This window comes from Klebsiella sp. BIGb0132 (assembly GCF_024810075.1).
In the GTDB taxonomy this organism is placed as follows: domain Bacteria; phylum Pseudomonadota; class Gammaproteobacteria; order Enterobacterales; family Enterobacteriaceae; genus Klebsiella; species Klebsiella terrigena.
Genome location: NZ_JANUDW010000007.1, coordinates 176,862 through 189,517, shown reverse-complemented (window position 1 = coordinate 189,517; position 12,656 = coordinate 176,862). Strand labels below are relative to the sequence as shown.

The 12,656-nt window shown below is 58.2% G+C and carries 15 protein-coding genes; 9 read left to right on the top strand and 6 right to left on the bottom strand.

What is annotated here, in order from left to right; all coding sequences use genetic code 11:
- The first annotated feature begins 55 nt into the window (after positions 1 to 55).
- The 4 genes from nlpI to mtr all read left to right on the top strand — a co-directional run bounded on the left by nlpI (position 56) and on the right by mtr (position 4,512).
- A complete protein-coding gene (gene nlpI / locus M2416_RS19150; protein WP_041147386.1) occupies positions 56 to 940 on the top strand; it encodes a lipoprotein NlpI in 885 nt (294 codons plus the stop codon).
- Positions 941 to 1,043: 103 nt separating this feature from the next.
- A complete protein-coding gene (gene yrbN, locus M2416_RS19145; RefSeq protein WP_115191791.1) occupies positions 1,044 to 1,124 on the top strand; it encodes a protein YrbN in 81 nt (26 codons plus the stop codon).
- Complete coding sequence (locus M2416_RS19140) at positions 1,117 to 3,126, top strand: DEAD/DEAH family ATP-dependent RNA helicase (RefSeq protein ID WP_259226336.1); 2,010 nt, start codon at positions 1,117 to 1,119, stop codon at positions 3,124 to 3,126. The genes yrbN and M2416_RS19140 overlap by 8 nt, the downstream gene beginning before the upstream one ends.
- A 141-nt stretch (positions 3,127 to 3,267) precedes the next feature.
- A complete protein-coding gene (gene mtr, locus M2416_RS19135; RefSeq protein WP_041147384.1) occupies positions 3,268 to 4,512 on the top strand; it encodes a tryptophan permease in 1,245 nt (414 codons plus the stop codon).
- A 51-nt stretch (positions 4,513 to 4,563) separates the two neighbouring features.
- On the opposite strand, the gene M2416_RS19130 is transcribed toward mtr, so the two are convergent.
- The 3 genes from M2416_RS19130 to ubiU form a co-directional block, all read right to left on the bottom strand.
- Positions 4,564 to 5,571, bottom strand: a complete 1,008-nt coding sequence (locus M2416_RS19130; protein WP_041147383.1) for a luciferase-like monooxygenase — start codon at positions 5,569 to 5,571, stop codon at positions 4,564 to 4,566.
- A gap of 143 nt (positions 5,572 to 5,714) precedes the next feature.
- Entirely contained in the window at positions 5,715 to 6,593 is an 879-nt protein-coding gene (locus tag M2416_RS19125; RefSeq protein ID WP_076946565.1) for a U32 family peptidase, read from the bottom strand.
- 8 nt (positions 6,594 to 6,601) lie between these two features.
- On the bottom strand, positions 6,602 to 7,597 hold the full coding sequence (gene ubiU, locus M2416_RS19120) for a ubiquinone anaerobic biosynthesis protein UbiU (RefSeq protein WP_041147381.1): 996 nt from the start codon (positions 7,595 to 7,597) through the stop codon (positions 6,602 to 6,604).
- A 221-nt stretch (positions 7,598 to 7,818) separates the two neighbouring features.
- Here ubiU and ubiT point away from each other — a divergent pair, with 221 nt between their 5' ends.
- The gene (gene ubiT / locus M2416_RS19115; RefSeq protein WP_041147380.1) at positions 7,819 to 8,343 is read left to right on the top strand and encodes a ubiquinone anaerobic biosynthesis accessory factor UbiT; all 525 of its coding nucleotides are present in this window, start codon (positions 7,819 to 7,821) and stop codon (positions 8,341 to 8,343) included.
- A complete protein-coding gene (locus M2416_RS19110; protein WP_045856636.1) occupies positions 8,337 to 8,840 on the top strand; it encodes a GNAT family N-acetyltransferase in 504 nt (167 codons plus the stop codon). Before ubiT ends, M2416_RS19110 begins: the two co-directional genes overlap by 7 nt.
- Here the strand turns inward: M2416_RS19110 and M2416_RS19105 are convergent.
- Positions 8,827 to 9,111 carry a GIY-YIG nuclease family protein gene (locus M2416_RS19105; protein WP_076946566.1) on the bottom strand — a complete coding sequence of 95 codons (285 nt, stop codon included), beginning with the start codon at positions 9,109 to 9,111 and terminating at the stop codon, positions 8,827 to 8,829. The genes M2416_RS19110 and M2416_RS19105 overlap by 14 nt on opposite strands.
- Positions 9,112 to 9,166: 55 nt before the next feature.
- Here M2416_RS19105 and M2416_RS19100 point away from each other — a divergent pair, with 55 nt between their 5' ends.
- The 3 genes from M2416_RS19100 to M2416_RS19090 all read left to right on the top strand — a co-directional run bounded on the left by M2416_RS19100 (position 9,167) and on the right by M2416_RS19090 (position 11,430).
- A complete protein-coding gene (locus tag M2416_RS19100; RefSeq protein ID WP_259226335.1) occupies positions 9,167 to 9,604 on the top strand; it encodes a YhbP family protein in 438 nt (145 codons plus the stop codon).
- Positions 9,605 to 9,695: 91 nt separating this feature from the next.
- Complete coding sequence (locus tag M2416_RS19095) at positions 9,696 to 10,340, top strand: NAD(P)H-binding protein (protein ID WP_259226334.1); 645 nt, start codon at positions 9,696 to 9,698, stop codon at positions 10,338 to 10,340.
- Positions 10,341 to 10,386: 46 nt separating this feature from the next.
- The gene (locus tag M2416_RS19090; RefSeq protein WP_259226333.1) at positions 10,387 to 11,430 is read left to right on the top strand and encodes a permease; all 1,044 of its coding nucleotides are present in this window, start codon (positions 10,387 to 10,389) and stop codon (positions 11,428 to 11,430) included.
- Positions 11,431 to 11,476: 46 nt separating this feature from the next.
- Here M2416_RS19090 and dolP read toward each other — a convergent pair whose 3' ends face one another.
- On the bottom strand, positions 11,477 to 12,052 hold the full coding sequence (dolP, locus tag M2416_RS19085; protein ID WP_041147374.1) for a division/outer membrane stress-associated lipid-binding lipoprotein: 576 nt from the start codon (positions 12,050 to 12,052) through the stop codon (positions 11,477 to 11,479).
- Between the two features lie 9 nt (positions 12,053 to 12,061).
- Complete coding sequence (gene diaA / locus M2416_RS19080; protein ID WP_041147373.1) at positions 12,062 to 12,652, bottom strand: DnaA initiator-associating protein DiaA; 591 nt, start codon at positions 12,650 to 12,652, stop codon at positions 12,062 to 12,064.
- Positions 12,653 to 12,656 lie beyond the last annotated feature (4 nt).

Genomic DNA, 12,656 nt, shown 5'->3' with positions numbered 1-12,656 from the left:
TGTTTGCAGCCGGGGAACTGGACGTTCATCCAATCGTTGTCTTCGGGAGTGGGAAATGAAGCCTTTTTTGCGCTGGTGTTTCGTGGCGACAGCTCTCACGCTGGCAGGATGCAGCAACTCTGCCTGGCGTAAGGACGCAGTCCTCGCGGTGCCATTGCAACCGACTTTGCAGCAAGAAGTGATTCTGGCGCGCATGGAACAAATTCTTGCCAGTCGGGCTTTAACCGATGATGAACGCGCACAGCTTTTATATGAGCGCGGAGTGTTGTATGATAGTCTCGGTCTGAGGGCACTAGCGCGAAACGATTTTTCACAAGCGCTGGCAATCCGACCTGATATGCCCGAAGTATTCAACTACTTAGGCATATATTTAACGCAGGCAGGCAATTTTGATGCTGCCTATGAAGCGTTTGATTCTGTACTTGAGCTTGATCCAACTTATAACTACGCGCACTTAAATCGCGGCATCGCCCTGTATTACGGGGGTCGTGCTAAGTTAGCGCAAGATGATCTGCTGGCGTTTTATCAAGACGATCCCAATGATCCTTTCCGTAGCCTGTGGCTTTATCTCGCTGAGCGCAAACTCGACGAGAAGCAGGCGCTTGAAGCACTGAAACAGCGCTTCGACAAATCGGATAAAGAGCAATGGGGATGGAACATTGTCGAGTTCTACCTTAACGATATTAGCGAAAAAACGCTGATGGATCGTTTGAAGGCAGACGCAACGGATAACACCTCGCTCGCTGAGCATCTCAGTGAAACCAACTTCTATTTAGGTAAGTACTACCTAAGTCTGGGGGACAAGGACAGCGCTACGGCACTGTTCAAACTGGCGGTCGCAAACAACGTTCACAACTACGTTGAGCACCGATACGCATTGTTGGAATTATCGCTCTTGGGCCAGGAGCAAGATGACCTGGCAGAATCGGACCAGCAATAGCTGACGAACAAACATCAGCCCAAATTTTTATTGCCATCACCTTCGCGGGTGAGGGCGTTGTTGTTCGTTAATACACCTACTTTGAGCCGGTTCACACTTTTCAATGAAAATTACTGTAAATTTTCACGTTGAGTTATGTAGACTGGCCGCCATTAATTTTGAGGCACACGTACTACATGGCTGAATTCGAAACCACTTTTGCAGATCTGGGCCTGAAGGCTCCTATCCTTGAAGCCCTTAACGATCTGGGTTACGAAAAACCATCTCCGATCCAGGCTGAATGCATTCCGCATCTGCTGGGCGGCCGCGACGTTCTGGGTATGGCCCAGACGGGTAGCGGTAAAACTGCAGCGTTCTCTTTACCGCTGCTGAACAATCTTGATCCTGAGCTCAAAGCACCGCAAATCCTGGTGCTGGCGCCGACCCGCGAACTGGCGGTACAGGTTGCTGAAGCGATGACGGACTTCTCTAAACATATGCGCGGCGTAAACGTGGTAGCCCTTTACGGCGGCCAGCGTTATGACGTGCAGCTGCGTGCTCTGCGCCAGGGACCACAAATTGTTGTCGGTACCCCGGGTCGTCTGCTTGACCACCTGAAGCGCGGTACTCTGGATCTCTCTAAGCTGAGCGGTCTGGTGCTGGATGAAGCTGACGAAATGCTGCGCATGGGCTTCATCGAAGACGTAGAAACTATCATGGCTCAGATCCCGGAAGGTCATCAGACCGCTCTGTTCTCTGCCACTATGCCGGAAGCGATCCGTCGTATTACCCGCCGCTTTATGAAAGAGCCGCAGGAAGTACGCATCCAGTCCAGCGTTACTACTCGCCCGGACATCAGCCAGAGCTACTGGACTGCTTACGGCATGCGTAAAAACGAAGCGCTGGTGCGTTTCCTGGAAGCGGAAGATTTTGATGCGGCGATTATCTTCGTTCGTACCAAAAACGCGACCCTGGAAGTGGCCGAAGCGCTGGAGCGTAGCGGCTATAACAGCGCCGCGCTGAACGGTGACATGAACCAGTCCCTGCGTGAGCAGACTCTGGAGCGTCTGAAAGATGGTCGTCTGGACATCCTGATTGCGACCGACGTTGCGGCCCGTGGCCTTGACGTTGAACGTATCAGCCTGGTTGTTAACTACGACATCCCGATGGACTCCGAATCTTACGTTCACCGTATCGGCCGTACCGGTCGTGCAGGTCGTGCAGGCCGTGCGCTGCTGTTCGTTGAGAACCGCGAACGCCGTCTGCTGCGTAACATCGAACGCACCATGAAGCTGACCATTCCGGAAGTAGAGCTGCCGAACGCAGAGCTGCTGGGCAAACGCCGTCTGGAAAAATTCGCCGCTAAAGTTCAGCAGCAGCTGGAAAGCAGCGATCTGGATCAGTACCGTGCGCTGCTGACGAACATCAAGCCGTCCGCTGAAGGCGAAGAGCTGGATATCGAAACTCTTGCCGCAGCACTGCTGAAAATGGCTCAGGGCGAACGTCCTCTGATCCTGCCTCCGGATGCGCCGATGCGTGCTAAACGCGAATTCCGCGATCGCGACGATCGTTTCGAACGTCGTAATGACCGTAACGATCGCAATGACCGTGGCCCGCGTGGCGACCGTCCTGAGCGTAGCGGTGAAGATCGTCCTAAACGCGAGCGTCGTGACGTTGGCGATATGGAACTGTATCGCATTGAAGTGGGCCGCGACGATGGTGTTGAAGTTCGTCACATTGTTGGCGCTATCGCTAACGAAGGCGACATCAGCAGCCGTTACATCGGTAACATCAAGCTGTTCGGTACCCACTCAACGATCGAGCTGCCGAAAGGCATGCCGGGCGAAGTGCTGCAGCACTTTACTCGTACCCGTATCCTGAACAAGCCGATGAACATGCAGCTGATGGGCGATGCCCAGCCGCGCCCTGAGCGTAGCGGTGGCGAGCGTCGTGGCGGCGGTGAACGTCGTGAAGGCGGCCGTGCTTTCGGTGGCGAACGTCGTGAAGGCGGTCGTAGTTTCGGCGGTGAACGTCGCGAAGGCGGTCGTGGTGATGGTCGTCGTTTCAGCGGCGAACGTCGTGAAGGCCAGGCACCGCGTCGTGAAGGTCATGCTCCGCGCCGTGATGATTCAGCGCCGCGTCGCGAAGATTCAGCCCCGCGTCGGGATGACTCTTCAAGCCGTCGTCGTTTCGGTGGCGATGCGTAATTAGCATCCGCTAGCGTAAAGAAAATGATACAGCCCCGATCTTAACGATTGGGGCTTTTTTTATTTCAATTGTACTCGTGTACTGGTACAGTGCTGCGCGCTAACGATGAGCAAAGTATTATTGACTGGAGATTAGGCTAAATGGCGACACTAACCACTACGGCATCGCGCCCGTCCTTAATTGGCGGCGTGGTGATTATCGGCGGAACCATTATTGGCGCGGGCATGTTCTCGCTGCCGGTGGTCATGTCCGGCGCGTGGTTCTTCTGGTCGCTGGCGGCTCTGGTTTTCACCTGGTTCTGCATGCTGCATTCCGGGCTGATGATTCTGGAAGCCAACCTGAATTACCGCATTGGCTCCAGCTTCGATACCATCACCAAAGATCTGCTCGGCAGAGGCTGGAATCTGATTAACGGCGTGTCGATTGCCTTCGTGCTCTATATCCTCACCTACGCCTACATCTCGGCCAGCGGCTCCATATTGCACCATACCTTTTCCGAGATGTCGCTCAACGTTCCGGCGCGGGCGGCAGGATTGGGCTTTGCCCTGCTGGTGGCGTTTGTCGTCTGGCTGAGCACCAGGGCGGTAAGCCGCATGACGGCGATTGTGCTGGGAGCGAAGGTCATTACGTTTTTCCTGACCTTCGGCAGCCTGCTGGGACACGTACAGCCGACGACGTTGTTCAACGTGGCCGAGCAAAACGCATCCTATATGCCGTACCTGCTGATGACGCTGCCGTTTTGCCTGGCATCCTTCGGCTATCACGGCAACGTCCCCAGCCTGATGAAGTACTACGGCAAAGATCCGCGCACCATTACGCGCTGCCTGGTTTACGGCACGCTGCTGGCGCTGGGGCTGTACGTTATCTGGCTGCTGGTGACGATGGGCAATATCCCGCGCGCGGAGTTTGTCGGCATCGCGCAGAAGGGCGGTAACATCGATGTACTGGTGCAGGCGCTGAGCGGCGTGCTGAACAGCCGCAGCCTGGATCTGCTGCTGGTGGTGTTCTCAAACTTTGCGGTAGCCAGCTCGTTCCTCGGCGTCACGCTGGGGCTGTTTGACTATCTGGCGGACCTGTTCGGTTTCGATGACTCCGCGCTGGGGCGCTTTAAGACCGCGCTCCTGACCTTCGTACCGCCGGTTATCGGTGGCCTGCTGTGGCCGAACGGCTTCCTGTATGCCATCGGCTATGCGGGACTGGCGGCAACCATCTGGGCGGCAATCGTCCCGGCTCTGCTGGCGCGCGCATCGCGTAAGCGCTTCGGTAGCCCACAATTCCGCGTTTGGGGCGGAAAGCCGATGATTGCGCTGATTCTGCTGTTCGGCGTCGGCAACGTTATCGTCCACTTCTTATCGAGCTTTAACGTTCTGCCGGTTTATCAATAGCGACTTCGCTTCCCGGCCGGCATTACGCGCGGTCGGGAAGCGGGGTGGACGTTAACCCAACAGCTCCTCTTTCACCTGCATCGCCAGCTCAAACGAGTGCAGGCGCGCCTGATGATCGAAAATCTGGCCATTAACCATCAGCTCGTCGGCCTGGGTTTCGCGCAATATCGACTCCAGACCGTGACGTACCTTCGCCTTATCCCCGACCAGAGACATGCTCAACGCCTGCTGTACGCCGTATTGCTCGGAGGCAGACCACAGCTGATGCATATTCTCCACCGGCGGCGGCAGCTGGCCGGTTTCACCCCGGCGTAGCTTAGCGAAAGCCTGCTGCATTGAGGTAAACAGGAACTCCGCATCGCGGTTACTGTCGGCGGCAACAATATTGATGCACACCATCGCATAGGGTTTCTCCAGCCGCGCCGAGGGTTTGAAATGCGTGCGGTACAGGTGCAGGGCCTGGAACAGCATGTCTGGCGCAAAGTGCGAAGCGAAGGCAAACGGCAGGCCGAGCTGCGCCGCCAGCTGGGCGCTGTAGAGGCTGGATCCAAGCAGCCATACCGGGATCTGCTCGCCGTAGCCGGGCACCGGGCGCACGTGCGGATTCGGGTCACGGGCATCGAACCAGTCAACCAGCTCCGCAACATCGCGCGGGAAGTTATCGACGTCACCGCTCATGTGGCGGCGCAGCGCGCGCATGGTGGGCTGATCGCTGCCCGGGGCGCGGCCAAGACCGAGATCGATGCGGCCAGGATAGAGGGTATTCAGCGTGCCAAACTGCTCGGCAATCACCAGCGGCGAGTGGTTGGGCAGCATCACGCCGCCGGAACCGAGGTGCAGAGTGCGGGTGTTGGCCGCCAGATAGCCGATAAGCACCGACGTCGCGGCGCTGGCAATACCGACCATATTATGGTGCTCCGCCAGCCAGTAGCGGTGATAGCCGCGTTTTTCAGCCAGCTGCGCCAGGTCTAACGAATGGGAGAAGGCTTCTTTCGCCGAAGAACCTTGCGGGATCGGTGCCAGATCGAGCACCGAGAACGGAATAGATTTGTCAGTCATAAAGGCTCACTTTGCTACAGCATAGTCATCAGATTGAAGGTCTTCTTCCAGCCTGGCGCATCCGGGGCGCGCCGGCCAGAAAAGCTGCGGCTTCAATAGTGCATTAAAAAGTGACGATAGCTATTAACAAAGTGAGCGGTTTATCAGCTCTGTAGCTCCAGCCCGGCCAGCCGTTTCCAGTAGCCATTGCACTCGCTGCTGGCGGTGAGCGGCAGCGGCGAGGCGCCGTTTTCGTTTGCCCGGAAGGCATCGAGCGTGGCAAAGACCTTGTCATCCAGCGGCGACAGGCGAACCATATCGACCAGGCCGCGCATCGACGCCAGCTCGTTGCCGAGGTTATAGACGTATCCGCTCATGGTCTGAATACCGTTGAGCACAAAGACCTGCTGGTTTTCCTGCGACAGCACGTCGCGGCCGTTGGGGTACTTGATGCAGCAGGTTTCGCACTCATCCTTCGGTTTGTCTTCAGAGCGGGCGGTAAAGCAGCGCGCGGAGTAGGCCAGCGGCAGGTGGCCATAGCTCAGCACTTCAACCTCGAACCGCTCGCGGATCCCCAGCTCTTCACACTGCGTCAGCAGGTTCATCAGCCAGTCGCGGGAAAGCTCGACCGGCATGCACCAGCGCACCATTCCCTGCTTGAGCAGCAGGCGCAGGGTTACGGCGTTATAGCAGTTGAGCGCATGGCCGGCGACGAACGGCAGCCCGCGTTCAGCGCACATATTGACGACCCCCAGATCGCTGGCCTCAATCAAAAACTCGCCGTTGTCGACGTAGCGTTTCAGCTCTCCCAGCTCAGAGGAGGCCTGAACCAGGGCGAGGGTCGAGAGGACCACCTGCTTGCCGCTGCTCGCCAGCATTCTTGCCATATCGATCCAGTCGCCGACTTTGGTCGCGCGGCGCTTGCTGCATACCGCTTCACCGAGATAAATCGTCTCGGCGCTACAGCCTGCCGCCTGCTGGTAAAAATCTTCCAGCGTCTCTTTTGGCCAGTAGTACAGCACCGGCCCTAATGAATATTTCATCACGTTTCTCACTGCCATTTACGGTGATAGGCGCCAAGGGTGGTTTGCGTTCCCTCGGACATTGCGCCGAGAGTCTCCATCCATGCGGATTGTGGGACAAAATCCTGCGGGGAGGCTTTACAGCGATCGATAGCCTGACGCCAGACCTTCGCCACCTGGGTAACGTAGGCCGGGCTACGCTGGCGGCCCTCAATTTTCACCGAGGCAATATTCGCCGCCATCAGCTCCGGCAGCAGCTCAAGGGTATTCAGGCTGGTGGGCTCTTCCAGCGCGTGATAGCGCTCGCCGTCGACCAGGTAGCGGCCTTTGCACAGGGTGGGGTAGCCGGCGTTCTCGCCGTCCTGATAGCGGTCAATCAGGACTTCATTAAGCCGCGACTCCAGGCCCTGTGGAGTCTGCTGCCAGCGAACGAAGCGCGCGGGCGAACAGGCACCGACGGTATTGGGTGATTCACCGGTCAGGTACGAGGAGAGATAGCAGCGGCCCTCCGCCATAATGCACAGGCTACCGAAGGCGAAGACCTCCAGCGGAACCGGGGTAGCGCGCGCCAGCTGTTTGACCTGGTGGATGGAGAGCACGCGCGGCAGCACCACGCGGGCGACGTCGAAATTGCGGTGGTAGAAGCGCACCGCCTCTTCGTTGGTCGCAGACGCCTGAACCGACACGTGACGTTCAATATGCGGATAGCGCTCGGCGGCATATTCCAGCATGGCGATATCGGCGAGGATCAGGGCATCGGCCCCCAGCTGGGCGGCCATATCCACCGCGCGCTGCCAGCGGGCGTAGCCGTCCGGGTGGGCGAAGGTGTTGATCGCAATATGCAGCTTGCGGCGATGCTGATGAACGAAGCTGACGGCTTCCTGCAGCTTCTTTTCGGTGAAATTAAGACCGGCAAAGTGGCGGGCGTTGGTGTCATCTTTCAGCCCGATATACACGGCATCGGCACCGTTTTCGATGGCCGCCTTAAGCGCCGGGAGGTTACCGGCTGGGCAGAGCAGCTCCATAATTTTTCCTGAAAAACGCGGCCTGTCGGCGACGCTGAATGGTTAACGAGCAGGGATTTTAGTTAACCTTCTGGTGACAATTTTTGATTTGAGGCAGTTAAAAGCGGATTGGTGGCGCCAATAATAGGTACCCGTCATGGTGATTTTGTTGATTTACGCCGCTATGTTGTTTATTTGATATGGCACAATAGCGGAACTGTCGCTTTCATGGAGTTAAGCTTGTGTTGGATAAATTGCGTTCCCGGCTGGTCCACTTTGGCCCGTCTTTGATGAGCGTGCCGGTTAAGCTGGCGCCTTTTGCCCTCAAGCGCCAGGTGCTGGAGCAGGTGCTCAGCTGGCAGTTTCGTCAGGCGCTGGCGGATGGAGAACTGGATTTTCTCGAAGGCCGCTGGTTAAGTATTAATGTGCGCGATATTGGCCTGCTGTGGTATACCTCAGTGAGCGAGGGTCGGCTGGTGGTTAGCCCGACGGCAGAAGCGGACGTCAGCTTTAGCGCTGATGCCAGCGATCTGCTGATGATTGCGGCGCGTAAGCAGGATCCGGATACGCTATTCTTCCAGCGTCGGCTGGTTATCGAAGGCGATACCGAGCTGGGGCTGTACGTCAAAAACCTGATGGATGCCATTGAGCTGGAGCAGATGCCGAAAGCGCTGCGCATAATGCTGCTGCAACTGGCGGATTTTGTTGAAGCTGGCCTAAGCAGCCCGCGGAAACCTGAACAGACATCGGTAGGTGAGGCATGCTGATTCGAGTTGAAATTGGAATTGATGCACCGGGAATCGACGCGTTGCTGCGCCGAACCTTCGGCGGCGATGCCGAAGCGCAGCTGGTGCACGATTTACGGGAAGATGGCCTGATCACGCTAGGCGTGGTGGCAACGGACGATGAAGGTCAGGTGGTTGGCTATGTTGCCTTCAGTCCGGTCTCCGTTGAAGGCGAAGAGCTGCAGTGGGTTGGCATGGCGCCGCTGGCGGTAGATGAAAGCTACCGCGGTCAGGGGATTGGCCGCCAGCTGGTCTATGAGGGGCTGGATTCGCTGAATGAATTTAGCTATGCCGCGGTTGTTACCCTCGGCGAGCCGGCGCTGTACGGCCGCCTGGGCTTTGAACCGGCCGCGCGTTTCGATCTGCGCTGCCGGTGGCCTGACACCTCTGAGGCGTTTCAGGTACGCCCTCTGGCCGATGACGCGCTGCAAGGGGTCCACGGACTGGTCGAGTACAGCGACCACTTCAATCGCTTCTAAGGCTCTCCAGCAGGGCTTCAAACGTACCATCTCCGGCAACGAGGCGCTCCTTCTGGCGCTTCGTTAGCTGCTTGATGCGATACTCCAGTCTCAGCGCTAGTGAGTGTTCACCAACTTCCTGGCTAAAGGCCAGCTGCAGCGCGCCTTTCCCACGTAAAGCTTTCGCCCCTTTGCCCTCCTGATGCTGACAAAAGCGGCGAGAGACGTCGGTGGTAATCCCGGTATAGAGGCGATTATCGGCGGTACGAATCAGATAGAGAAACCAGCGCACGGTCCAAAGGTCGGTATGTTAAGGTGGGTGCACCATAGCATACTGGAGAAAAAAGATGGATATGCTTGCCGCGATCGGCCGCTGGCTGGGCAAACAGCACGTCGTCACCTGGTGCGTCGCCAGCGAGGGTGAGCTCTGGTGTGCCAACGCTTTCTATATTTATGATCCTGAAAACGTGGCATTTTATCTTCTTAGCGACGAGAAAACTCGCCACGGTCAAATGACCGGCGAGCGCGCTAAGGTTGCCGGGACGGTAAACGGTCAGCCGAAAACCGTGGCGCTGATCCGCGGCGTTCAGTTTAAAGGCGAGATTCGCCGGCTTCACGGAGACGAGGAGGCAGAGATGCGTCAATGCTACGTGAGGCGCTTCCCGGTTGCCCGCGCGCTGCCGGCAGCGGTGTGGGAAATTCGCCCCGACGAGCTCAAGTTTACCGACAATACTCTCGGCTTCGGCAAGAAGCTGTACTGGCAGCGCGAGGCTGCGAGAGAGTAATTCCCCCGGCAGACGTGCAATTCCTCCCTTTTCTTGCATACTTTTTCTCAAGCTATCCGTCGCCCGTCGCGGCGGAACCTCAGGAGAGATCATGAGCCAGGTGCTGATAACAGGCGCGACCGGTTTAGTTGGTGGGCACTTACTTCGAATGTTGGTGCGTGAGCCGAGCATTTCGGCGATAGCCGCGCCCACTCGCCGCCCGCTGGCGGATACCCAGGGCGTATTCAATCCCCATGACCCTCAGCTGAGCGATGCGCTGGCGCAGGTCGTTGATCCGCTAGACATCGTCTTTTGCTGCCTCGGCACCACGCGACGCGAGGCGGGGAGCAAAGCGGCCTTTATTCATGCTGACTACACGCTGGTGGTGGATACGGCGCTGACCGGACTACGGCTGGGGGCGAAACATATGCTGGTCATCAGCGCCATGGGAGCCGACCCGCATTCGCTGTTTTTCTACAACCGCGTCAAAGGGGAAATGGAGCAGGCGCTGCGCGCTCAGGCGTGGCGCAATCTGACGATCCTGCGCCCCTCTATGCTGCTGGGCGAGCGGGACAACAAGCGCGCCAATGAAGCGCTGCTGGCGCCGCTGTTCCGCCTGCTGCCGGGGAACTGGAAGTCAATCGACGCCCGCGACGTCGCACAGGCGATGCTCAGCGAAGCGCTCGCGCCCCCTCAGGAAGGCGTCACCGTTCTGCCATCGGCAAAACTGCGTGAAATCGCCGCCAGCGAGGCGTAATATTCAGCGCTTCGCTGTATAACCACATTTCTTGCTGGGGAATGCTATGACTGGTCAGTCTTCATCTCAGGCGGCATCATCTTTTCAATGGTGGAAGCCCGCGCTCTTTTTTCTCGTCGTCATCGTTGGCCTGTGGTTCGTTAAATGGCAGCCCTATTACGGTAAGGCCTTCACCGCCGCGGAAACGCACAGCATTGGAAAATCTATTCTCGCCCAGGCCGATAGCAACCCGCTAAAAGCCGCGTGGGATTACGCGCTGGTCTACTTCCTGGCGGTCTGGAAAGCGGCGGTGCTGGGCGTGCTGCTGGGCTCGCTGATTCAGGTGCTGATCCCGCGCAACTGGCTGCTGCGCACGCTGGGGCAATCGCGTTTTCGCGGTACGCTGCTGGGGGCGATTTTCGCTCTGCCCGGCATGATGTGTACCTGCTGCGCCGCGCCGGTGGCGGCGGGCATGCGTAAGCAGCAGGTGTCGATGGGCGGCGCGCTGGCGTTCTGGATGGGTAACCCGCTGCTGAATCCGGCGACGCTGGTGTTCATGGGATTTGTGCTGGGCTGGCAGTTTGCCTTGATTCGCCTGGTGGCCGGTCTCGCGACCGTGCTGGTGGTGGCGACGCTGGTACAAAAATGGGTGAAAGAGGCCGCGACTCAGCCGGCGGCAGTGCCCGACGTTGCCCCGCAAATTGCCGAAGGCGGTTTCTTCAGCCGCTGGCTGCGGGCGCTGTGGACGCTGTTCTGGAACACGATCCCGGTCTATATTCTGGCGGTGCTGGCGCTGGGCGCCGCGCGCGTCTGGCTGTTCCCGCACGCCGACGGCGCGATCGGTAACACCCTGTTCTGGGTGCTGGCGATGGCGATAGCCGGCTGCCTGTTCGTTATCCCGACGGCGGCGGAGATCCCTATCGTTCAGACCATGATGCTGGCGGGAATGGGCGTTGCGCCGGCGCTGGCGCTGCTGATCACCCTGCCTGCGGTCAGCGTACCGTCGCTGATTATGCTGCATAAGGCGTTTCCGGCGAAGGCCCTTTGGCTGACCGGCGGGCTGGTGGCGCTGTGCGGCGCGATTGTTGGCGGGCTGGCGTTACTGGGATGATTTTCCGGGCGACAACGCTGAGGGGTTGTCGCCCGGGATGCGGTGCTTACTTGAGGTAGGTAAACGCGGTGGTGACGCGAGAAACGCCGCTGACCCGGCTGGCGATATCCGCCGCCGCGCGACCTTCGCGATCGGTTACCAGCCCCATCAGGAACACTTCCCCGTTCTCGGTGGTCACCTTCACGTTCGATGATTTCACCTGGTCAGTGCCCAGCAGCTGGGAGCGCACCTTGGTGGTAATCCAGGTATCCGAAGAGGCGGTGCCGAGGCCGATCGGCTGACCCTGACGCACTTCGTTAAAGACTTCCGTGGTTCCTTCGACGCCCATCGCAATTTGCTTCGCGCGCGCGGAGAGATCGGCCACCGGAGATTGACCGGTCAGCAGGACTTTGCCCTGGTAGGCGGTGACGTTAATGCGGGCCTGCTTCTTAATTTGTTCATCTTTCGACAACGCGCTGTTGACGCGTAGCTCAAGCGTACTGTCATCGACCTGTGTGCCGACCGTACGCGGGTCCGTTGCGGCCTTGGTGCCGACTGCTGCCGTTCCGACAACTGCTGCGGCAACGCATCCCTGAAGCAGTAGCGCAGAAAGAAGGATGGCGAGGGGCGAGAGAGCCTTCATGTGTTCTCCTTATTCGTCCTGGTGTGGAAAAAGCGTGTTATCAATCAAATCGCACAGACAGTTGACGGTAAGCATATGCATTTCCTGAATACGCGCGCTGCGATGCGAGGGAATGCGAATTTCGACGTCCTGCTGACCCAGCAGGCCAGCCAGCTCGCCGCCGTCATAGCCGGTTAACGCAACGATGGTCATATCGCGAGTGACGGCCGCTTCGACGGCTTTCACGATATCCCGACTATTGCCGCGGGTGGAGATCGCCAGCAGTACATCACCAGCGTGCCCAAGCGCGCGCACCTGCTTGGCGTAAACCTCGTCATGCAGGCGATCGTTGGCTATTGCCGTTAAGACCACATTATCGGTATTTAGTGCAATGGCAGGTAAACCAGGGCGCTCCGTTTCGAAACGATTGATCATGCTGGCAGCAAAATGCTGTGCATTGGCGGCAGAGGTGCCATTGCCACAACAGAGGATTTTGTTGCCGTTGAGGAGTGACTGCACGAGGGTCATCGCCGCACGGGAGATGGCGTCCGGGAGTGCTTCCGCTGCTGCAATTTGGGTTTGAATGCTTTCAGTGAAGCAGGCTTTAATTCTATCGAGCACGGGA

Coding starts and splice junctions, on each gene's coding strand:
- nlpI (WP_041147386.1), top strand. CDS start 56: ATGAAGCCTTTTTTGCGCTGGTGTTTCGTGGCGACAGCTCTCACGCTG.
- yrbN (WP_115191791.1), top strand. CDS start 1,044: ATGAAAATTACTGTAAATTTTCACGTTGAGTTATGTAGACTGGCCGCC.
- M2416_RS19140 (WP_259226336.1), top strand. CDS start 1,117: ATGGCTGAATTCGAAACCACTTTTGCAGATCTGGGCCTGAAGGCTCCT.
- mtr (WP_041147384.1), top strand. CDS start 3,268: ATGGCGACACTAACCACTACGGCATCGCGCCCGTCCTTAATTGGCGGC.
- M2416_RS19130 (WP_041147383.1), bottom strand. CDS start 5,571: ATGACTGACAAATCTATTCCGTTCTCGGTGCTCGATCTGGCACCGATC.
- M2416_RS19125 (WP_076946565.1), bottom strand. CDS start 6,593: ATGAAATATTCATTAGGGCCGGTGCTGTACTACTGGCCAAAAGAGACG.
- ubiU (WP_041147381.1), bottom strand. CDS start 7,597: ATGGAGCTGCTCTGCCCAGCCGGTAACCTCCCGGCGCTTAAGGCGGCC.
- M2416_RS19110 (WP_045856636.1), top strand. CDS start 8,337: ATGCTGATTCGAGTTGAAATTGGAATTGATGCACCGGGAATCGACGCG.
- M2416_RS19100 (WP_259226335.1), top strand. CDS start 9,167: ATGGATATGCTTGCCGCGATCGGCCGCTGGCTGGGCAAACAGCACGTC.
- M2416_RS19095 (WP_259226334.1), top strand. CDS start 9,696: ATGAGCCAGGTGCTGATAACAGGCGCGACCGGTTTAGTTGGTGGGCAC.
- M2416_RS19090 (WP_259226333.1), top strand. CDS start 10,387: ATGACTGGTCAGTCTTCATCTCAGGCGGCATCATCTTTTCAATGGTGG.
- dolP (WP_041147374.1), bottom strand. CDS start 12,052: ATGAAGGCTCTCTCGCCCCTCGCCATCCTTCTTTCTGCGCTACTGCTT.